The sequence below is a fragment of the Olsenella profusa F0195 genome (assembly GCF_000468755.1).
In the GTDB taxonomy this organism is placed as follows: domain Bacteria; phylum Actinomycetota; class Coriobacteriia; order Coriobacteriales; family Atopobiaceae; genus Olsenella_F; species Olsenella_F profusa.
In genome coordinates, this window is record NZ_AWEZ01000017.1 from 84,802 (window position 1) to 106,403 (window position 21,602).

General features: G+C 65.9%; 15 protein-coding genes. 7 read left to right on the top strand and 8 right to left on the bottom strand.

Annotated elements, in window-relative coordinates; genetic code table 11:
- Positions 1-17 precede the first annotated feature (17 nt).
- The 4 genes from HMPREF1316_RS02505 (at position 18) to HMPREF1316_RS02520 (ending at position 7,648) form a co-directional block, all read left to right on the top strand.
- Positions 18-1,331: a 2-hydroxyacyl-CoA dehydratase subunit D gene (locus HMPREF1316_RS02505; RefSeq protein ID WP_021725343.1), complete on the top strand. Its 1,314-nt coding sequence runs from the start codon at positions 18-20 to the stop codon at positions 1,329-1,331.
- Positions 1,328-3,073: an acyl-CoA dehydratase activase gene (locus HMPREF1316_RS02510; RefSeq protein WP_021725278.1), complete on the top strand. Its 1,746-nt coding sequence runs from the start codon at positions 1,328-1,330 to the stop codon at positions 3,071-3,073. Before HMPREF1316_RS02505 ends, HMPREF1316_RS02510 begins: the two co-directional genes overlap by 4 nt.
- 133 nt (positions 3,074-3,206) lie before the next feature.
- On the top strand, positions 3,207-5,333 hold the full coding sequence (locus HMPREF1316_RS02515; RefSeq protein ID WP_021725308.1) for a DUF6541 family protein: 2,127 nt from the start codon (positions 3,207-3,209) through the stop codon (positions 5,331-5,333).
- A gap of 116 nt (positions 5,334-5,449) precedes the next feature.
- Positions 5,450-7,648 carry a transglycosylase domain-containing protein gene (locus tag HMPREF1316_RS02520; protein ID WP_021725327.1) on the top strand — a complete coding sequence of 733 codons (2,199 nt, stop codon included), beginning with the start codon at positions 5,450-5,452 and terminating at the stop codon, positions 7,646-7,648.
- A 118-nt stretch (positions 7,649-7,766) separates the two neighbouring features.
- On the opposite strand, the gene HMPREF1316_RS02525 is transcribed toward HMPREF1316_RS02520, so the two are convergent.
- Positions 7,767-8,204, bottom strand: a complete 438-nt coding sequence (locus HMPREF1316_RS02525) for an arginine repressor (RefSeq protein ID WP_021725312.1) — start codon at positions 8,202-8,204, stop codon at positions 7,767-7,769.
- A gap of 248 nt (positions 8,205-8,452) precedes the next feature.
- Here HMPREF1316_RS02525 and HMPREF1316_RS02530 point away from each other — a divergent pair, with 248 nt between their 5' ends.
- On the top strand, positions 8,453-9,604 hold the full coding sequence (locus HMPREF1316_RS02530) for a cysteine peptidase family C39 domain-containing protein (protein WP_021725304.1): 1,152 nt from the start codon (positions 8,453-8,455) through the stop codon (positions 9,602-9,604).
- Between the two features lie 139 nt (positions 9,605-9,743).
- On the opposite strand, the gene HMPREF1316_RS14975 is transcribed toward HMPREF1316_RS02530, so the two are convergent.
- Positions 9,744-10,001, bottom strand: a complete 258-nt coding sequence (locus HMPREF1316_RS14975; protein WP_084620813.1) for a transposase — start codon at positions 9,999-10,001, stop codon at positions 9,744-9,746.
- A 132-nt stretch (positions 10,002-10,133) separates the two neighbouring features.
- Positions 10,134-11,855: a phospho-sugar mutase gene (locus HMPREF1316_RS02535; protein WP_021725317.1), complete on the bottom strand. Its 1,722-nt coding sequence runs from the start codon at positions 11,853-11,855 to the stop codon at positions 10,134-10,136.
- Positions 11,856-12,272: 417 nt separating this feature from the next.
- On the opposite strand from HMPREF1316_RS02535, the gene rlmKL reads away from it, so the two are divergent.
- Positions 12,273-14,603, top strand: coding sequence for a bifunctional 23S rRNA (guanine(2069)-N(7))-methyltransferase RlmK/23S rRNA (guanine(2445)-N(2))-methyltransferase RlmL (rlmKL, locus tag HMPREF1316_RS02540; RefSeq protein ID WP_021725261.1), 2,331 nt, complete (start codon positions 12,273-12,275; stop codon positions 14,601-14,603).
- On the opposite strand, the gene HMPREF1316_RS13950 is transcribed toward rlmKL, so the two are convergent.
- From HMPREF1316_RS13950 to HMPREF1316_RS02560, 5 genes are read right to left on the bottom strand one after another with little or no spacing between them, the layout of a single operon-like run.
- Positions 14,600-14,737: a hypothetical protein gene (locus HMPREF1316_RS13950; RefSeq protein ID WP_021725306.1), complete on the bottom strand. Its 138-nt coding sequence runs from the start codon at positions 14,735-14,737 to the stop codon at positions 14,600-14,602. The genes rlmKL and HMPREF1316_RS13950 overlap by 4 nt on opposite strands.
- On the bottom strand, positions 14,734-15,486 hold the full coding sequence (locus HMPREF1316_RS02545) for an energy-coupling factor ABC transporter ATP-binding protein (protein ID WP_021725346.1): 753 nt from the start codon (positions 15,484-15,486) through the stop codon (positions 14,734-14,736). Before HMPREF1316_RS02545 ends, HMPREF1316_RS13950 begins: the two co-directional genes overlap by 4 nt.
- A 1-nt stretch (position 15,487) precedes the next feature.
- Complete coding sequence (locus tag HMPREF1316_RS02550) at positions 15,488-16,306, bottom strand: energy-coupling factor transporter transmembrane component T (protein WP_021725342.1); 819 nt, start codon at positions 16,304-16,306, stop codon at positions 15,488-15,490.
- Entirely contained in the window at positions 16,293-17,288 is a 996-nt protein-coding gene (gene cbiM, locus HMPREF1316_RS02555; RefSeq protein ID WP_021725264.1) for a cobalt transporter CbiM, read from the bottom strand. Before cbiM ends, HMPREF1316_RS02550 begins: the two co-directional genes overlap by 14 nt.
- Before the next feature lie 27 nt (positions 17,289-17,315).
- Positions 17,316-18,866, bottom strand: coding sequence for a S10 family peptidase (locus HMPREF1316_RS02560; RefSeq protein WP_051332890.1), 1,551 nt, complete (start codon positions 18,864-18,866; stop codon positions 17,316-17,318).
- 209 nt (positions 18,867-19,075) lie between these two features.
- On the opposite strand from HMPREF1316_RS02560, the gene HMPREF1316_RS02565 reads away from it, so the two are divergent.
- Positions 19,076-21,358 carry a KUP/HAK/KT family potassium transporter gene (locus HMPREF1316_RS02565; RefSeq protein ID WP_040650953.1) on the top strand — a complete coding sequence of 761 codons (2,283 nt, stop codon included), beginning with the start codon at positions 19,076-19,078 and terminating at the stop codon, positions 21,356-21,358.
- Positions 21,359-21,602 lie beyond the last annotated feature (244 nt).

The window sequence follows — 21,602 nt, forward strand, 5'->3', positions numbered from 1 at the left end:
GACATGTGGGGAGGGTCATGGCACAGCGAAGCGTTGGCGACCGCATCATAGGGTGGTACGGCGATGTGGCCGCACGCAACCTGGAGTCACGGCCCGACAGGGTACGTCAGTGGCTCATGATGGGCTTCAAGCTCATGGCGCGAAAGTCCCGCCTGTTGCCCGACGGGAGATTCCTGCGCTCGGGCAGGGAGGGCTATGCGCTCTTCATGAACTCCGTGGTGGATGCCATGGCCGACGCGGAGAACTCCGTGATCACCAGCATCTTCATGCCCAACGAGCTCTTTCGTGCCCTGCACCTCATGCCCGTGACGGCCGAGGCCGTGGCATCGTTCGTGAGCGGTGCCCAGGCGGAGAGCGCCTTCATCGGACAGGCCGAGGGGGCGGGCTTTCCCGAGACGTACTGTTCGTACCACCGCGTGCTCATGGGGCTGGCCACCTCCGGCATCCTGCGGCCGCGCAGGTACCTGGCGGCGACCTCCGTCGCCTGCGATGCCAACAACCTCACGTTTCGCGAGCTCGCCCGAAGGTGGGACGTTCCCTTTGCCTATGTGGACGTGCCCTATGAGACCACGCGCGACTCCATCGGGTATGTGGCCGACCAGCTGCGCGCGGTCGCCCGCGACGTCGGGGAGGCCTATGGGCGTACGCTGGACGAGGAGCTGCTCCACGAGATGGTGACGCGCTCCCTCACGACACAGGACACCCTCGCAGAGAGCCTGCCCCTGAGGCGCGGGAGGTACCTGGCCAACACCATGACGCTCGACATGATGGAGATGCTGGATCTCATGCTCTCGTTGGGCACGCCCGAGGCGGCGCGGCTTGCCAGCCACATGTGCGAGGACTACCGGGAGGCACCCGCCTACCGGGGCATCAACCTGGTGTGGGCGCACGTCTCCCCCTACTTCCTGGGGTCCATCGCAGAGCACATAGACCATTCGCAGGAGGCGCAGATCGTCGCCTCCGACATGATGTTCAATCACGTGCCCGCCCCCGGCGAGGAGCGCCTCTTCGGTGCCGACCACCCCTTTGAGGCCATGGCGGAACGCGTGAGCAGGAGCTGCTTCAACGGACCCGCGGAGCGTCGCGTCAGGTGCCTGAGCAGGCTGGCCCGAAAGACCGGGGCCGACGGGGTGGTGGTGTTCTGCCACTGGGGCTGCAAGCAGACGGCGGGCGCCGCCCAGCTCATGCGTACGAGGCTCGAGGCCGAGGGCCTACCCGTGCTGGTGCTTGACGGGGATGCCTGCGAGCGTGCCAACTGCATGGAGGGCCAGATGTCCACGCGCCTCTCGGCCTTCCTGGAGCTGCTGCGCACGCGGAGGGAGGGGACATGACGGCGACATGCGCCGATACCGTGACGCATACGGTCTACTATGCCTGCAAGTACACGCCCACGGAGCTGCTGGCGGGCCTTGGTGCCCAGGCGCGCCTGGCCGAGGCGGACGTGCCTTCCTTTGACGAGGCGGATCGCCTCGCCCATCCCAACCTCTGTGGCTACGGCAAGGGACTCATAGAGCGGCTGTTGGCGTCAGACGTGCACGAGGTGGTGCTCGTCACCTGCTGTGATGTGATCCGCCGTGCCTACGACGTGGTGTGTGAGCGCGGGAACCTCGACTTTGCCTATCTGCTCGACCTGCCCCATCACCGTGACGCGGCGGCACGCAGGCTCTTTCGTGCGCGCCTGGCCGACCTTGCCGAGCGCTATGCCGCCTACAGCGGACGCGGCTTTGACGCCGGGGCGGCCCTCGCGGCGTTCGTGCCGCCGCTGCCCCGCGAGCACGCGCCCATCTCCCTGCTGGGGGCGCACGCCACGTCCTCCCTGCTCGACGCCATCTCCTCCGCCATCGATCGACCCGTGGAGAACCGCACCTGCACCGAGCGACATGTGCTCGCGTCTCCCCCGGCACGCCTGGCCCGCGCCCAGTCCCCGGCATCATGCGCCGCCTGCGAGGTGCACGAGGCGGACGGGTCTCCCCTAGACGACTTCCTGGACTGGTACGCCGATGCGCTCCTCGACCAGATGCCCTGCATGCGCATGACGGACGCCAGCGCACGCACGCGGCTCGTGGGGGCGGAGGGCCAGCGTGGCATCATCTATCACACCATGAAGTTCTGCGACTACTACGGCTTCGAGTACGCCGCACTCACCACGAGGGAGGACGTTCCCATGGTCAAGGTCGAGACGGACGGCAGCTCGCAGAGCGCCGGCCAGCTGCGCACGCGCCTCGAGGCGTTTGGCGAGGCGCTGCGCGGCACCGACGCGGATGCCACCACGACACGCACGGCACCAGGAGGGCAGACCTATGTGCTCGGCGTGGACTCCGGCTCCACCTCCACCGATGCGGCCATCGTGGATGGGGCGGGCGAGGTGGTGGCGAGCGTCATCGTGCCCACGGGTGCAAAGGCAACCGAGAGCGCCCGGCGTGCAAAGGCCGAGGTGCTCGCAAGGGCGGGCCTTTCCGAGGATGACATGGCCCTCAAGGTTGCCACCGGCTACGGGCGTGACAGCATCCCCGACATGGACAGCTCCATCACCGAGATCACCTGCCACGCCCGCGGCGCGCACCTTCTGGCGCCCGAGGCGCGCACGATCATCGACATCGGCGGGCAGGACTCCAAGGTCATCCATCTGGATGAGAACGGCAACGTCCTCAACTTCGTCATGAACGACAAGTGCGCCGCCGGCACCGGTCGCTTCATGGAGATGATGGCCCGCGCGCTGGAGATGCCGCTCGACGAGTTCTGCGCCACAGGGCTCACATGGAAGAGGGACGTCAGGATCTCCAGCATGTGCACCGTGTTCGCGGAGAGCGAGGTCGTCTCGCTGGTGGCCCAGGACACGCCTGTGCCCGACATCATCCACGGCCTCTGCGAGAGCGTGGCGCGCAAGACCGCCACCCTGGCCAAGCGCGTGAGGGGGGAGGCGCCCTACCTCATGACCGGCGGCGTCGCCAACAATGCCGGTGTGGTGAGGGCCCTGGAGGACGTGCTGGGGGCACCCGTACGCACCCATGAGGAGTCACAGCTCTGCGGGGCCATCGGGGCGGCGCTGCTCGGACTGGACAGCATGAGCTAGACACTGCGGACAGGGGGCAGTGCCCCACCCTAGAGCCCCGCCGCCAGCACCATCTAGCCATACAATGGGGGTGATGCATAGGCACTGGCCCGCACGCGTCGCACGTTCCATCGCGAGAGAGGCGTCCCTTAGCATGTGGCTCTCACTGTACATAGCGCTTGCCGTCGCCGCAGCCGTCCTGTTCGCCCCTGGCCTCATGTTGGGACGCACCATGGGTCTCACAAGCAAGGGGGCGCTCCTGGTTGGCGCCCCCCTCTCGGCAACGCTCTACTGCATGCTGGGGCTGGCCTACCACCTGCTGGGTGCCCCCGCCACGCCCCTGACCATGCTGCTGGTCCCGACGCTCCTCCTCGTCGCAGGCTGCGTCGTGCGCACCTGGCATGAGCGGAAGGCGCACGGGACAGGCGGACAGGCGACCGGCTACCTCGCCGAGGGCGTCCCCTGGCGACTCGTCCTCCTCTATGCGGCCGTTGGCCTCGCGGCCGGCCTCGTGCTCTTTGCCGCCGCCCTCCCGCAGATCGACATCCCCATGCAGGCCTGGGACGTCGTGAGCCATCTCAACACCACGCGCGCCATGATGGATGCCCAGGTCATGGATCCGCGCGGGGTCTCGGTCTACGCCGTTGACGAGGCACTCAACGTCATGCCCGGGCCCCATGGCTTCTATCCCTCCGCCTGGAACATCGTGGTGGCACTCGTGGCAGGCGTCTCGGACATCGATATGGCCCTCTGCTTTCTGGCGGTCAACCTCTGCTTTGCCTTCGTGGCGTTTCCCCTCTCGACGCTCCTTGCCCTGACAACGCTCTTCCCCCAGCGCCGGGGCATCAGGGCGTTTGGCGCACTGGCCGCCATCGGTGTGACGGCGTTTCCCTGGCAGCTGCTCGCCTACGGTCCGCTCTATCCCAACCTCGCCGGGCTGTGCATGCTCCCTGCCGCCTTCGCGCTCTTCACGCGTGTGGCGCATCGTACGGCCACGGGCGGCCGTTGGGCCCGCTGTGCCACCGTCCTGGCCCTCATGGTTCCGGGCATGACCTTCCTGCACCCCAACACCTTCTTCACGCTCGGACTGCTGCTGGTGCCTTGGATCATTCACAACATCCGCTCCCTCGGCACCGTGCGCGTGGGCAGGCTGCACCTGCCCAATCCCCTCATCGTGCTCACCTTCGTGGCGCTTGCCGCCTTCGTCTGGAACGGACTCGCCACCTCGTCCGCACTCAGGCCCATCACCGAGTTCCAGTGGGCGCCGTTTGCGACGATGCCGCAGTCCCTCATCAGTGTGCTGACGCTCTCGTACCTCAATCCCTTCCACCCGATGGCTCCCGAGCTCGCCGCGGGGGCACTCGTGCTCATAGGCTTCGTCCGCCTGCTGCGCGAGCGAGCGGATCGCTGGCTCTGCGGCTCATATGGCCTGGCCGTGGTGCTCGTCCTGGCGGCGCAGCACCTGGACGGCGCCACGCGCGAGGTGCTCACGGGCTTCTGGTACAACGACCCCGCCCGCATATCTGCCATGGCGGCCATTCCCGCCGTGGCGCTGCTCGCCATCGGGCTCGACCGCACCCGCGTGTGGATCGCTGGCTTGGCCGAGCGTTGGGGCGGCAGGCGCGGTGCACGCGAGCCGCACGCCGCCACGCCCATCGCCTGCGGCGCCGCACTTTCGGTCGCCTTCGTGGCCCTCACCTTCTGGCCGGGCGTCGGCCTGCCCTACGACAGGTCCCTCAACACACCCGTGAACGCCGACCACCCCTCCGATGCGCGGGCCACCATCCCCCGCGACGGGACCATCGAGACCCCCATGGGCACCTATCACGATGTGCTCGCGCACGAATACCGCACGGACGGCACCATCAACCCCGAGGAGATCGACTTCCTCAGGCAGGTGCGCGCCATCGTGGGAACCGACGTGGTCATCAACGACCCCACCGACGGCAGCGCACAGGTCTATGGCCAGTTTGGCATCAGGTGCCTCTATCGCTACTTTGACGGCTTCTACAAGTACGAGCAGTCGCACGAGAGCCTGGTCATCCGCTATCGGCTCGATCATCTGGCCGACGACCGCTCCGTGCGGGAGGCGGTTGCCACGACGGACGCACGTTACGTCCTCATCCTCGACCATGATGCCGCCCAGGGTTCCTACCTCGCTGGATTCAATGACCACGACATGTGGCGGGGCATCGAGGACATCACGGACGACACGCCCGGCTTCACGGTGGCTCTCTCCGAAGGGAACATGCGCCTGTACCGCATCGACCGACAGGGATAGGGCCGGCGGCGATCGGGCGTCACCCATGACGGCTCAAGGAAAACGGGAGCCAACGCGGTTTTGCTGGCGCCCTTCCCTATAATGAGAGGTGTCTGTATGTTCTCGAGGAGGTCGCAATGGGCATTCGCACCCGAAGGGCACGCAAGCGCTCACGCACGCATATCGTTGGCTTCAGCCTGGTGGGAATCCTCGGCTTCATGGCGCTCCTCATGATCGCCATGGGTGCATCCCTGGGCGCTCTCGTCTCAAGCTGGCTCCAGGACCTCCCCGACTACTCCTCCGCAGACGCCTACCTGGTGGCGGAGCCCACCACGGTCTATGCCGCCGACAACTCGATCATAGGCGAGTACTACCTCCAGAACCGCCGCGTGGTGGATGAGGACCAGATCTCCCCCTATGTGCTCGAGGGCGTCGTTGACACCGAGGACGAGCGCTTCTACCAGCACAACGGCGTCGATCCCACGGGCATCCTGCGCGCCCTGGCCGTGCAGGCCTCGGGCGGCAGCGAAGGCGCCTCCACCATCACGCAGCAGCTGGTGCGCAACACCGTCCTCTCCGACGAGCAGTTTGACAAGACCCTCAAGCGCAAGGTGCGCGAGGCCTACATCGCCATCCAGATGGAGAAGATGTACACCAAGGACCAGATCCTCACGATGTACCTCAACACCATCTACTTCGGTCACAGCGCCTACGGCATCCAGGCTGCCGCCGTCACGTACTTCAACAAGAACGCGAGCGACCTCACGCTGGCCGAGGCGGCGACCCTCTGCGGCCTGCCGCAGTCCCCTTCGGGCTATGACCCCATCGACAACCCCGAGGCAGCCACCTCACGTCGCAACATCGTCCTTGACCACATGCTTAAGCAGGGCGACATCACCCAGGAGGAACATGACGAGGCCGTGGGCGAGCCACTCGTCACCAACGAGGGCTCCTTCTCCGACACCAACACCACCTATCCCTACTTCACCGACTACGTGAAGCAGCTCCTGCTGGAGGACTTCGACCAGGACACCGTCATGAAGGGCGGGCTGCAGGTGTACACCACGCTCGACCCCACGGCCCAGAAGGCAGCGGAGAATGCCGTCTCCAGCAGGCTCAAGGCCATCGGCAACTCCAAGCTCCAGGCGGCGCTCGTCGCCGTCGACCCCACGACGGGCTACGTGAAGGCCATGGTGGGTGGCAGGAGCTACTCGGAGAGCCAGTTCAACATGGCGACGCAGGCAAAGCGCCAGGCGGGCTCGAGCTTCAAGACCTTCACGCTGGTCGATGCCATATCCCAGGGCATGAACCCCAACATCACCATCAACTGCTCGTCGCCCATGCAGATATCGCCCACGTGGAAGGTGCAGAACTTCGGCAACACCAGCTACGGCTCGATATCCCTCATGCAGGCGTTCGCCGTCTCGTCCAACACGGGCTTCGTCCAGGTTGCCCAGGCGGTCGGCGCCGAGAGCATCGTGAGCACCGCGAAGTCCATGGGCATCGACGAGGACATGCCCGCCTACGACTCCATCACGCTGGGCACCGTGGGCATCCCGCCCCTCCAGATGGCCGAGGCCTATGCGACCGTCGCCACCAATGGCGTACATCGAGACGCCGTGGCGATCACCAAGATCGAGGATCGCAATGGCAACACCGTCTACGAGCACCAAGACGAGCCCACCCAGGTCATAGACGCCCCTGTCGCCCAGGCGGCACGCGAGGTCATGGAGGGCGTCTGCAAGGGCAACGGCACGGCAAACGCCATCGCGAGCACGCTCAAGGCCAACACCCCCGTCGCCGGCAAGACCGGCACGTCCGAAAACTACCGCGACCTGTGGTTCTGTGGTATCACCCCCCAGTACTCCGTCGCCGTGTGGTGCGGCTACGCAGAGGAGGGCAGCGTGCGCGTGGGTGGCAGTGCCGGCCACCCCTACAACACCTCGGTCCCCATCTTCGTCTCCTTCATCAACTCCGCCCTGGCAGGACAGGCACGTCAGGAGTTCCCCACCACAACGGAGAAACCCCAGTACAAGTCCAATGGATCATGGAAGTTCAAGGGCACGACGGTCAAGAGCACTCCCAAGACCAATGGCAGACGCACGACGAACACGACGAACACACCCGACACCAACTCCACCTCGACACCTAACACGCCAAACGGCACCAATGGCAATGGCGGTGGTGGTACCACCACAAACACCAATTCCACGGGCACAGGAACCTCCGGCGGCGGTTCGGGTGGCAGCAATGGCGGCAACTCAGGTTCCGGCAGCTCCGGCAGCTCCGGCAGCTCTGGCAGCTCTGGCGGAGGGACAGGCGGAACGGGCCACTAGCACCTCACAGCTCTGTCTCAGGACAGGGCACACAAGAACAAAGGGGGTTGGTCATTTGGCCAACCCTCTCCTGCTCGGATTCGCCCACCAGAGCCGTGAAGCACCTTCCTGAGACTGCCTACTTCCTCGAGGCATGCAGCTTGTCGATGAGGTCGACAACGACCATGGCGGCATCGATGTCCCGACACACCACCAGCACCGTGTCATTCCCCGCAACCGAACCCAGGACCTCAGACAGGGATGCCGCATCCACGGCAGCCGCAACGCCCGGAGCGGTGCCTGGCTGCGTGCGCACGACGACAAGGTTCTCCGCGCGATCGATGGAGGTGACGAACTCGGAGACCATACGCTGCAGATGGAGATCCTCCGCGAGGACATAGATGCCCTCGCTCAGCTTGCGCAGACCCATGTCTGCGATGTCACGTGAGACCGTCGCCTGGGTGCAGTTGTAACCCAGCTGCTGAAGCTCGTCCACGAGCGCATGCTGGGTACGCACGGACTTGCCTCTCACAATCTCCTTGATGGCCTCTTGTCTGCCGTTTCTGCGCTTCACCATAGGCGATGCCCTCCAAAAGAACTGCCACGGGACAATCATACATGCATCAAACTGACTATATCTTTGAACTTATGCAAAAGGGGAAAGGATGTCAAGCGTTGTTGCCCTCTCATGTTTAAATGCACAGGTTCGTTACAATACCCTAAGGTTTAGGACGCTCACCCGGTGCACGCCCCCATGCGCAAAATGCGGGCCCATGCTTGGCATATCATGGTCGATGCACAGGCGAGATGCTGCAGGAGATGAGCATGGCATACTACGAGAGGGAACACCGGCCGCATGGCACCGGCAACGGCTATGTTCCCAGCACACGCGCGGGAATCGATGACCCACGCCGCACAAAGCTGGGATCCCAATCGCGTGGTGCCAACAGCAGGCGAGGCGGACGACCCGTCCAGGGCCAACGTGGGAACACCCGATATCGGAGCGACCACAACTACCGCACCCTCACGGGCAAGGATACCGGCTATTCCATCCACAACGCGCGCAACCACCCCCGCTACATCAACTTCGAGGGTCGCGGCGGCCGTTTCCGTCCTGGGCTCACCACCAACAGGATCACCCTGGGGGTGGTGATGGCCATACTCATCCTCATCGCGGCGTTCGCCTATGCCTGCACGCGGGGCTCCTCCCAGCAGGGGACGCAGAGCGATCAGGAGCAGCAGGGCACGGGCAACCAGTGGGACGCGCGCGTGTCGGCCAGCGCGTCGCAGGACCTCACCCAGAGGTTCTCCACCCAGCTCGACCGCAACGAGAAGCTGGCAACCATCGCCCAGAACCTTGACAAGTATCCTGACCAGCGCATCCCCGAGCTTGCCCTGAGCGAGCCGGACGCCATGGACTTCGTTGCCGGCTATCCCACGGCCGAGAGCAAGGCATCGGACTTTGGTCAGGACAACGCCAAGGGCAGCTATCCCATGCTCTTTGACTGGGACACGCGCTGGGCCTACGTGGAGTATGCCGGGAGCGTCCTGGGCGTGACCGGCTCGGGCCCCACCGCCCTCTCCATGGCCTACATGGGCCTCACCGGAAAGACCGACAAGACCGCCGCGGCCTTTGCCGCCGATGCCACCGACAAGGGATACACCTCCACGGGCGACGAGGGCACCACGGCCGACCTCTTCACCTACGAGGCAAGGCAGCTTGGATTCAAGATCAAGCAGTATGACCCCAGCGCGGACAGCATCACCTCGCTGCTCGCCACCAAGGGAACCGTGGCGATCGTCAGGCTCAAGGAGGGCTTCGACACCTCTTCCGCACACTGGGCGCTCATCGTGAAGCGGAACGACGATGGCTCCGTGACGCTGTATGACCCCGCCTGCAGCGCCGCGTCCAGCCATCCCTGGAACGTCGGCAGCATCGCCGCCGGCGCAAGCGACCTGTACGCGCTGAGCAACTGAGCCTGCAGGCCGGCCGTCAACAGGAATGTTGATTACAAAGGGGCCGTATCAAAGGCCCCATGAGACAAGAACCCATTGGTGTAGAAGCATCAAGCCCAAGCCAGTGGGTCCTTTCTTGGAAAAGGAGGGGAGTGCCCTCCTACGCAGTGAGGGCCAGGGCGAGCTTCCTGAGGTTACGGCCCGCAGCCACGAGCCTGAGCTCGTGGTCTCCCTCCCTCAGGCCTCTCAGGCAGAACCTCGCGAGGCGCCAGCTGCGCCTGATGCCACCGAAGACGGCCTCGACATCGACGGGGCGCCGCTTCCTGAGAGCAGACCCGCACTCGACGCGCGCCGTCTCGAAGGCCCTCGAGTGTCCCCGTTTTAGCAGACGCCGGTATGTCCATTGGTAGATGCCTATGTTTGACTTGCCTCAGCAACCTGGCCCATTCAGCGCCTAATCAAAGAGAGGTGGAGCCATCCCTGACTCCACCTCATGCAGGACGGTCTGATACGGCTCCGACATCATTCTACAGGTGAGACATGCCTATGACTACGACAGGATCCGCTCCGATGCGGCTTGGAGCCTGTCGCGCACGGCCTCGCTCTCGGCACGCGTGGCACCCTTGGAGAAGAGGTAGGCCTTCACCTTGGGCTCGGTGCCGGACGGGCGGAAGATGACCTTGTTGTCGTCCTCGAGGCGGAACTCGATGACGTTTGCCGGCGGCAGCACCTGTGCGGCCTCCTTCTGCAGACCGGAGACGCGTGGCATCTCGGGTCCCGTGGCGTAGTCGGTGCTGCCCAGCACCTTGTAGCCGGCAATCTCGGTGGGCGGGTTCGTGCGCAGTCCGTCCATGATCTGCGTCATGCGCTCGGCACCCGCGGCACCGGGGAACTGGGAGCTGACGGTGCCGTTGAGGTAATAGCCGTACCGCTGGTACAGGTCCTCCATGGCCTCGTAGAGGTCCTTGCCCTGGACGGCATAGTGGGCGGCCATCTCCACGCACATCTCCACGGCGACGATGGCGTCCTTGTCGCGCGCATGGGTGCCGATGAGGTAGCCATAGGACTCCTCGAAGCCCATGAGGTAGCGATCCTCCTCGCCCTCATCCTTGAGCTGGTCGATCTGGTCGCCGATGTACTTGAAGCCCGTGAGCACGCGCCTGAGCTCGAAGCCCTTGTCGCGGGCCAGCACGTCAGGCATGGTGGAGGACACGATGGTGGTGACAGCCACCTTGCGGCGCACGTCCTCACCGTTCTGGGCGGCCATCTCGGCGAGCCAGTTCATGAGCAGCACGCCCATCTCGTTGCCGGAGAGCAGCTTGTACTCCCCCTCGTGCGGGATGGCGGTGCCCATGCGGTCGGCGTCGGGATCGGTGGCCACCACAAGGCTCGGCTTGACCTTCTCGGCAAGGTCGAGCGCAAGCTGCAGCGCCTCACGGAACTCGGGGTTGGGATACGTGCAGGTGGGGAAGTTTCCATCGGGCTCGGCCTGCTCCTTGACCACGGAGACGTTCTCAACGCCGATCTCCTTGAGAATGCGGCTGGCGCACTCCATGCCCGTGCCATTGAGCGGTGTGTAGACCACGGAGTAGGAGGGGTCGGCCTTGAAGCCGGGGATGGAGACCTTCTTGACGTTGTCGATGAAGGAGTCAAGCACCTCCTCGGGCGTCCACTCGATGAGGCCCTGGGAGAGGCCCTCGTCGAAGTCCATGCGCTTGACGTCCTTGAACGGGTCGACCCTTCCGATGTTGGCACTGATCTCCGCCGCCGCCTCGTCCGTGATCTGGCCACCGTTGTCGTTGTAGACCTTGTAGCCATTGTACTGGGCGGGGTTATGGGAGGCCGTGAGCACGATGCCTGCGGAGGTGTGCAGGTAGCGCACCGCGAAGGACAGCGTGGGGACGGGCTCGATGCGGGGATACACGAACACGTGGATGCCATTGGCGGCAAGCACGCCAGCGGCCACCTTCTGGAAGTCCTCGCCTTTGAGGCGGCTGTCGCGCGCCAGGGCCAGCGTAGGCTTGTCATAGTGCGCATTGAGGTAGTCCGCCAGGCCCTGCGTTGCCTGGGCCACCACATGGACGTTCATGCGGTTGGTGCCAACGCCCAGCACGCCACGCAGACCCGCCGTGCCAAAGGCGAGCTCACGATAGAAGGCATCGTTGAGCTTCTCCTCCTCACCGGCCAGGAGGCTCTCGAGCTCCTCCTTGAGGTCCTGCTCGGTGACGTTGTCCTTCCAGTGCTGAACCCTCGCCTGCGTCTGCTGATCCATGTGTGACTCCTCTCGCATGGAAATGGCGCGCGTCCCTGCGATGCGTGCCGGGATGACAAATCTGCCTATCATGATAGTCATTGCTGCCAGCCCAATGGTCCGCGCATGGATGGACGGTGGAGATTGGCAAGGGCCGCCGGTAGACGAAGACGCAGGCCTTCGACCATCCGACGTACCAGCAGGACCCCGGATGGGACGAGGAGACGGCTGTGCAGGGCGGCCAAGGGCTTTGCGATCTGACGCAGAACGATTCTGTCACCTGGGAGATGGAAGGCCGGCAAGACGATGACACAATATCCCCAAGCAGCCGAGGTATCCGACCATACGAGTCATGTGGGCCGCACACGCTCCGCCCTGTACCGAACCTCCCTATGCAAGAATGGAGAGGCTGACCAACCACGGGCGAGAGGTGTCCCGATGAACGCGCACGACGCATCCAACGACGCCCTTGAGCTCTTCGCGACCTGTCCCAAGAGCTTCGAGCCGCTGCTGGCAAACGAGCTTGGGGCCCTGAGTACCCCGGGCGTGAGGCCGCTGCGCGGGCAGGTGGCCTTCACGGGTCAGCTGGCGGACGCCTACCGCGTCTGCCTGTGGTCGCGCCTCGCTTCGCGCGTGGTGCTCGTGCTCTCCCACGTGGATGCCCATGACGCCGATGCGCTCTACGAGGGCCTCTCCGCCATCGCCTGGGAGGAGCACCTGGGCCAGGGTGCCACCCTGGCCGTGGATGCGCACGGCACGAACGCCGAGTTCAGGAGCACGCAGTTCGTGGCACTTCGCAGCAAGGATGCCATCGTCGACCGCCTGCTCGCCAAACGGGGGAGCCGCCCCAACGTCAACGCCGCCCGGCCGGACGTGCGCGTGGCCGTGCGCGTCTCCCATGGGCGGGCGACCGTGGGCATCGACCTCTCGGGCGCACCGCTCTTCCGTCGCGGGTACGAGAGCCCAAGCGGCTCTCGCCGCGTGCCCATGGCCCCGCTGCGGGCTGACTACGCCGCCGCGCTCCTAGCGGAGGGTGGCTGGTATCGGCAGGTGCGCCAGAGGCATGCCGCGCTCGTGAGCGCGTTTGCGGGTGCCGGGAGCGTCGTAGTGGAGGCAGCGGCACAGCTGCTGGACCGAGCCCCGGGGCTGCTCCACGCACCGTGGGGCTTCGCCGGTTGGCTGGGACATGACGAGGCGACCTGGAACGGGCTGATGGACGAGGCGCAGGCACGGGCCGAGGCAGCCCGGATGGAGCTCGAAGAGGGTCGGCGCAGCCTCTCCCTCGTGGCGATGGACACGCGTCCTGGCGCCGAGAGTGCCGCCCGCCAGCTCCTGCGTGCGGCGGGCATGGACGTCCCCGTGAGCTTCGTGCGGCAGGGCGTCGTGCCACACCCCGCCGACACCCGGAAGGCGCTCCTCGTCTGCGACCTCTCATGGCTGCGTGCGGACGAGGTCGCCCAGCAGGCAAGGGCACTCGCCACCTGCTCAGGCCTGACAAGTGCAGGCTACGACTGCGCCGTCGCGCTGACGGCGAATGCCACGCTCGACGTGGCGCTGGGCGCCAGCCCTGCGGAGACGCTCCCGGTGTTCATGGGCCGGGAGCCTGCCACCATCCGCAGCTATGATGGCGCGGCGCTCTCTGGCGAGAGGCCGGTGGTGGAGCTCCCCTCGCGCACGGGCGGGGCTCCCGTGCGCGTACCCGTGCTCCTGCCCGCGTCCGAGCAGTTCGCCCGGCGCCTCGCCAAGATTGCCAAGGCGCGTGCCAGGTGGGCCCGACACGAGGACGTGAGCTGCTACCGCGTCTATGATGCCGACCTGCCGGACTACGCCGTCACCATCGACCTCTTCGAGGGATCCGAGCTCATGCCGACTCGCCATGGCCGAGGCCGTTGGCTCTCGGTCTACGAGTATGCCGCGCCGCATGACGTGGACGCCACCCTGGCCCGCGAGCGCCTGCTCGACGCACTGGCCATAGCTCCCGTCGCCCTGGGCGTGGAGCCCCAGGACGTGTTCGTGCGCGTGCGTACCAAGGGCCGCGGCGGCGCCCAGTATGCCAACGAGGGCACGGGCGTGCGCGAGAGGCCCAAGCGGCCAGGTCCCGCACGACGGCCAGGGAACGTCCCTCTCCCCGTGGGAGCCCACCTCATCGACGAGGGCGGACTCACCTTCGAGGTCAACTTCGCCTCGCGCCTGGACTGCGGCATCTTCCTGGATCACCGCGAGACACGCGCCCTGCTGCGCGAGATGGCCAAAGGGACCAAGGGATCCAGGTGCTTCCTCAACCTGTTCGCCTACACGGGCACCGCCACCTGCTATGCGGCGGACGGTGGCTGCAGGCACACCACCACCGTGGACATGAGCGCCCCCTCGCTCTCGTGGGCCCGGCGCAACATGGAGCGCAACGGCTTTACGGGTCCCGAGCATGAGTACGTGCGGACCGACGTCATCCGTTGGATCGGCGAGCAGCGCCACACCAAGAACCGCTGGGACCTCGTGTTCTGCGACGTGCCCACGTTCTCCAACTCCAAGGGCATGCGCGGCAGCTGGGACGTGCAGCGCGACCATGTGGAGCTGCTCATCGGCCTCTCACGCCTGCTCACGCGCGATGGCGTCGCCGTGTTCTCCTGCAACCTGCGCAGCTTCAGGCCCGACGTCGACGCGCTCGCGAAGGCGGGGGTCGCCATCGAGGACATCACGCAAGAGACCATCCCCGAGGACTTCGCGCGCAATCCCAAGGTGCACCATTGCTACCTCGTCCGACGGGCCTAGGCCTGGGCCTTCTCGCCGACGAGGACGCGGTCCAGGAGCACCAGCGCGTAGGCCACGAGCGTCGCAGCGAGGAGCGTCCCGACGAGGACGAGGACGGGGGCGGCAAGCGCGCAGGCGTCGCCACGCCGCCTCATCCGTTGACGTGGACGTGCGGGCGGTCGGCATAGCCGTGGTAGTCGCCCATGTAGACGAAGTAGTCCGCCAGCTCGTCGGCGAGCGACTGGTCGTGCGTCGCGATGACGAGCGTCTTGCCCGCGCGCTTGAGCTCGCGCAGCAGGTCGAGCAGCCATGAGCGCGACCTCGCGTCGAGGCCCGCCATCGGCTCGTCGAGGCAGAGCACATCCGGGTTCATCGTGAGGGTGCAGGCGATGGCGACCTTGCGCTTCTCGCCACCCGAGAGGTTGTAGGGCGCACGGGCGAGAAGTCCGCCTGTGCCCAGGAGGTCGCAGACGTCCGACACGCGGCCGTCCACCTCCCCCTCCAAAAGCCCCATCTGCCGCGGCCCAAAGGCGAGCTCGTCCGCCACGGTGGCACAGAAGAGCTGGGCGTCCGAGTCCTGGAACACGAGCCCCACCCGCTGGTGGAGGCGCTTTGCGAAGGCGGCGTCCGCCATAGAGGCGGCATCGACCGCCTCGCCGTCGAAGCGGTAGCTGCCCTGCTGCGGGAGGGCCAGCCCGGCCATGGCCCTGAGCAGCGTCGACTTTCCCGACCCGTTGTCGCCCATGAGGACGACGGAGTCGCCCGCACGGATCGCGAGATCGACGTGAGAGAGCACCGCCACGTCGTCGTAGGCGAAGCAGTAGTCCTCGAAGCGCATGAGGGCGGAGCCGAAGCCACCTCCGTGCGGATGGTGGAGCGCCTCGGGGTGGACGTCCTGGTGCACGTCAGACCACCGCCTGAAGGTAGGAGAACAGGGCGAGGAGAAGGGCGGCGCCCGCGACCCAGGGCGCGTCCGCGCCACGAGGCCACCCGCGGCACCCGCCCGCATCGTAGCTGCCGTCGAAGCCACGGCAGCGCATGGCGTCGTACGTGTCGCGCGAGGCCTCGCTGGCCTTCAGGAGAAGCACCCCGCCGACGCCGCCGACCGAGCCGCCCTTGTCGCGGTTGCGTCCCACGCTCCTGAGCCTGAGCGCCGTGAGGACCTCGAGGGCCACGCGGCCGAGGTCGACGATGCTACGCAGGGCGAGGTCGAGCGTCAGGATCGTGACGCCGGGCACACGGAGCGCACGGAGCGCGGACGAGATGCCGCCGGGGGCCATGGTCTGCACCATGCACGTGACCAGGCCGCACGACACGAGCGTGCGCAGCGCCATCGAGACGGCCGCGCGCGTCTGCCCCAGCAGCGTCGCGGGGAGCATCATGACGAGGGCGAGGCTCGCCGCCGCGACCGACGTCGTGACGACGCGCTGGAGCGCCTTGCGGGGCAGGACGCAGGCCCGCACGAGCACGAGGGCGAGCATCACGGCAACGAAGGCCAAGTTGCTTGCCAGGGAGACCAGCACCACCGCAAGGAGCGTCACCACGAGCCTGACCGACGGCGACGGGGAGAGGCGCGAGGGACTCCCCGCATCGAGGCGCAGGGCGCGGAGGGCCGAGACGAGCTGCAGCATGCTCCGCGTGATGAAGCCGTCGCGGTCGCGTGGGGGCTCGTATCCCTCCGGCCGGCTCATCCAAGCCGGGATGTCGCGCTCAGGCGCGGCCATCGAAGTCCACCTCCGGCCGCGCGAGGCCCACGGCCAGCCGGAATACGACCACGAGCAGCGCCACCCCGATGACGGCGGAGAGCATGTACCCCACCCACCCCGGAAGGCCTCCCAAAGAGTAGTCGGGCAGGAGTGCAGCCCACTGCCAGCCACCCATGCCGCCCGGCATGTAGCCGACGCGGGCGGCGAGGTCGCCCGCGGACCACTCGCCCCACGCGTCACCCGTGGCGAGGAGCCCAAGCGGCGTCGCCACGGCGAGCGCGGCGAGCAGCGCCGCGACGCCAGCCGTGCCGCGACGGCCGTCCGGGACGGTGACGCCGGCGCCGAACGACGGCGCCACCCGCCGCACGTACGCGAGGATACCGACCGTGAACACGACCTCGGCCGCGCCCCACACCGTCAGGTGGCCGACGAGCATCGCCGGCACCGAGACCCAGAGGGGGTACGGGCAGAAGAGCGCCTGGCCAGCCGCGTCCACGAAGAGGAGCGGCTGGACGCCGAGCTCGGTGGCCGCGCAGAGGGCTGCCGCGTTGATGCCGAGATAGGAGCCCACTCCCGCCGCGACGAGCTCGCCACGGGCGCCGCGGGCGTGCAGCCGCACGAGGCGGTAGGCGCCAAAGCCCACCATCGGCAGCACGAAGGCCAGGTTGAAGCAGTTGGCGCCGAGCGCGAGCACGCCGCCGTCACCGAAGAGGAACGCCTGCATCGCCAGGGCCATCGAGATGGCGAGCAGCGCCGGCCAGGGCCCGAAGAGGATGGCCACGAGCGTGCCGCAGACGGCGTGCCCCGTGGTTCCGCCGGGGATCGGAACGTTGAACATCATCGCGAGGAAGCTGAACGCTGCCGCCACGCCGAGGAGCGAGACCTTCTCGGCGGGGAGGTCGTCGCGCACACGTCGTGCGGCATGCGCCCACACGGGTGCCATCGCCGCGACCATGACACCACAGGTCGAGGGGCTCAGGTAATTTTCTGGTATATGCATGGCACGCTCCTCTGTGAGAGAGGGGGCTTAGCGCTTCTCATAGAATGCGCGCAGGTCCCCCGCCATCGCCTCAAGCGTCGGTTCGTCCGCATAGGCCATGTGCCCACAGTTGTAGAGGTGCCACTCCACGCGCTCCTTGAGCTCGTCGGAGAGGAACTGCCTGCTCATGTCGTGGCGCACGTTCCAGAACGTGGTGGCGGCGTCATAGCGCCCGCCCAGGATGGCAAGCTTCATGCGGGGGTTGCGCCGCAGGGCCACGGCGATGTCATAGGCGACGTTGGGGCAGGAGTTCTCCCAGTCCTTGCCTGGCTCCTTGTGCCTCCACTTCCAGTTGACGCCCACGTGCTCGTAGTTGTTGGAGAGGTAGCGCGCCGGCGGACGATAGCCCAGCTCGTCGTGGAGAAAGGCGCGAAAGGCGCAGGTCCAGCTGGCCTCTACGGCATCGTCGGCGGCGTCCTCGGCCTCGAACCAAGTGCTGCTCGTCTGCAGGGAGAGGGGTGCGTCGGAGGAGAAGCGCATGTCGAGCCTGCCGCAGACCCTGCCCTCGTCCGCCAGGATGGTGCGCCGGAAGTCGTCGAGCGTCACGCGCAGGTGCTGGCGCCGAAGCTTCCGTGCTGGCAGGCCGATGAAGCCGGAGAGTCCCTCGGCAACCCTTGCCTCCCACTCCACAGGCAGGCGGTCGCCCATGAGCAGCGCCGGCGCCAGGGACTCCTCATCCCACGCCATCGCGCTATCGAACCACTCCTCCACCGGGACGCCCTCACCCGCCTTGCCAAAGAAGTGAGCCGCGGCGGCCATGGTGGGCATCATGCCCAGGTGATAGAGGTCCTCGCCCTCGATGGTCTGTACCCAGTCGAAGATGGCCGAGAGCATCGTGACGCCCGCCACGCGCACGTCACGCTCGGCCAGAAGGCGCATGAGCACGGCGTTGCGCACGGTGCCATACGACTCGCCAAAGAGGTAGACCGGGCTCGTCCAGCGGCCATTCTCCTCGAGCCAGGTGGAGATGGCGCGGCAGAAGGCGTCCGCGTCACCATCGACGCCAAAGACCTTGGTGGTGTCGGCTCCCTCCGCCAAACTCGAGAAGCCCGTGCCCAAGGCGTCCAGAAACACCACGTCGCTCTGGCGCAGGAGGGTGGCAGGATTGTCCTCCACCTCGATGGGATGGCCCAGGTGCCTCACGCCGTCGGTCCTCACGCGACGCGGGCCGATGCCACCAAAGTTGATGGGCACGCTCGCACAGCCAGGGCCGCCGTTGTAGGCAAAGGTCACGGGACGGGTGGGGTCGGGCCTGCCCTCGCCATCAAGCGCCACGTAGGTGAGCGAGAACATCCTGCCCACAAGCGCACCCGTGTCGCTGCGCACGTCCAGATGGGCAGCCGTGCAGCCGTAGTCGATGTGCTCGCCCGCCGAGAGACCCGAGCCGTCCCACGCGAGGCGTGCGGTTGCCACCTCGGGCGTGGCGATGCGCGCGTCGGCGGGAACCGTCACGAACGCGTCCGTGGGTGCCATGCCCGATGCCGACGCTGGAGCGGATGTGGCCTGCTGGGCCACCGGAGCGGTACCTTCTTCTGTCAAGAGAACCTCCTACGGAATCGAGGGTCGCACGCATGACCCATGGAACGGTAACGTGAGTGGGACCCCTGCCACGCACGGGTGGTGGGGGCAGGTCCCAGCTCTCCCTATGGTAGGCAAAGCATGGCATCCTCGTGGGCAGATGGCTACACTATGTGAATGCCTTGGCATCTCCACGGAGGTGCCACACACGGGTAGATTGGACCACAGACATGACGAGTTCCACTTCCACCCCGACCGCTCGCCCACGCAGGGGCAAGGTGGCTCGGCACGTGGGCATTTCCCTTTCGGCAGCCATGATGCTCGTGACCCTGGGCGTCGTGTACGGCGACATCGGCACGAGCCCCATGTACACCCTCAAGGCCATCATCGGTGGCAACGGCGGCCTGGCCACCATGGGCCAAGACACCGTGCTGGGGGCCCTCTCGCTCATCATCTGGACGCTCACCCTCATCACCACCGTCAAGTACGTGCTGGTGGCCATGAAGGCCGACAACCACAACGAGGGCGGCATCTTTGCCCTGTACAGCCTCGTGAAGCGCTGCGCCAAATGGCTGATCATCCCCGCCATGATAGGTGGTGCGGCCCTGCTCGCCGATGGCATCCTCACCCCCGCCGTCACGGTGACCACGGCCATCGAGGGCCTGCGCACCATCGACGTCATCTACGCTGCCATCGGGGACGATCAGCAGATCGTCATCCTCATCACGGTGATCATCCTGTGCATCCTCTTCGCCATCCAGCGGGCCGGCACGTCCACCATTGGCAAGCTCTTTGGCCCCATCATGACGATCTGGTTCCTGTATCTGGGCATCTCCGGTCTTGCCAACATCGGCTTCAACCCAGGCGTGTTCCGGGCGCTCAACCCCGTGCGCGGCATCACGTTCCTGTTCGACCACAACATCAATGCCGCCGGCCTCATGGTGTTGGGCAACGTCTTCCTGTGCACCACGGGCGCCGAGGCACTCTACTCCGACATGGGCCACGTAGGCAAGCCGAACATCTATGCCACCTGGCCGTTCGTAAAGACATGCCTCATCCTCAACTACCTGGGGCAGGGGGCATGGATCCTCCACAACCAGGCTAACCCCGCCATGGTCGACATTCCGGACATCAACCCATTCTTCCAGATGATCCCCGAGAACCTGCGGGCCCTCGCCGTCATCCTCTCCACCGCGGCGGCCATCATCGCCTCGCAGGCGCTCATCACCGGCTCGTACTCCATCGTCTCCGAGGCCATCCGCCTCGACCTGCTCCCCCACGTCAAGATCAACTACCCCTCCGAGGCACGCGGCCAGATCTACATCCAGCTCGTCAACTCCATCATGTGGGTCGCCTGCATCTTTGTTGTGCTGCTCTTCCAGCGCTCCAGCGCCATGGAGGCAGCGTACGGCCTTGCCATCACCGTCACCATGCTCATGACCACGGTGCTGCTCTGTACCTACCTCTCGAAGATCCGTCGCAGGACGTCCGCGGCCGTTGTCTTCGTGTTGATGTTTGGCGCCATCGAGCTCATGTTCTTCTTCTCGAGTCTCACGAAGTTCTTCCACGGTGGCTGGTTTACCGTGCTCATGGCGGCGACCATCTTTGCCGTCATGTACATCTGGAGGCGCGGCACCGCCATCGAGCGCACCCAGAGCATCTACCTGCCCATCGAGGGCTACCTCGACCAACTCCACGCGCTCTCTCACGATGACAGCTTCCCCTACGTGGCCGACAACCTGGTGTTCTTGACCAACGACTCCTCCCCCGACCGCCTCGATCGTGACATCCTCTATTCCATCCTGGACAAGCGCCCCAAGCGTGCCCGGGCGTATTACTTCCTCAACGTACAGGTCACCAACGAGCCCTATACGCACGAGTACTATGTGAACGACTTCGACACCGACTTTGCCTTCAAGATTCAGCTGAGACTCGGCTTCCGCGTCAATCAGCGCGTGAACACCTACCTTTACCAGATCGTCGACGACCTCATGCGCCATCATCAGCTGGCGCCGCAGGACCACAAGTACTCGATCTACCGCGACCATCGCAAGGTGGGCGACTTCCGCTTCTGCCTCATCCGCAAGGTGCTCTCGCCCGAGTCGGACATCTCGGGCTTCAACCGCACCATCATGACGGCCAAGTACACCATCCGCCGCTTTGCCGGCTCGCCCGCACGCTGGTACGGTCTGGAGAATTCCAGCATCTTCTTCGAGTATGTTCCCCTGTTTGGAAAGAGCAAGCGCCAGCACAGGCTCACGCGCCTGGAGCTGCCAAGCGACAATGGCACCGGCTCCCTGCCCATCGCGACGCCTTCGGTTGAGGAGCCGACGCCCCAGGAGGAGGACATCTTCTCGGCCGAAATGGCCGACGACCGTGCCGAATCGGCAAAGGAAGCAGAACACGAGCTCATTGGCGGCGACACCGCAACGTTTGCCCCCCTCGTCCTCGACGAGGAGACGGAGGGGGAGCCTGATGATGGCTCCACCGTGGAGGAGGACGGCGAGGAGTAGGGGGACGCTATCTCTGCGTTCTCATTCTTACGACTCTTATGACCGCATCCTTCGAGCAGCAGTTCCCGGCATCTTTAATGAGCTGCCAGGGGCTGCTGCTCGATATGTACGAAGCTCTCATCTTTGATACTGTGCTGCATACAGGCATCTGCGCGACAGCAGCCATAAGAGGTGTGACATATATGTGCGCCATGATATTTCTGTCTAACAGAGACAATCACGGGTAGTGTCGGAAATGTTGGTA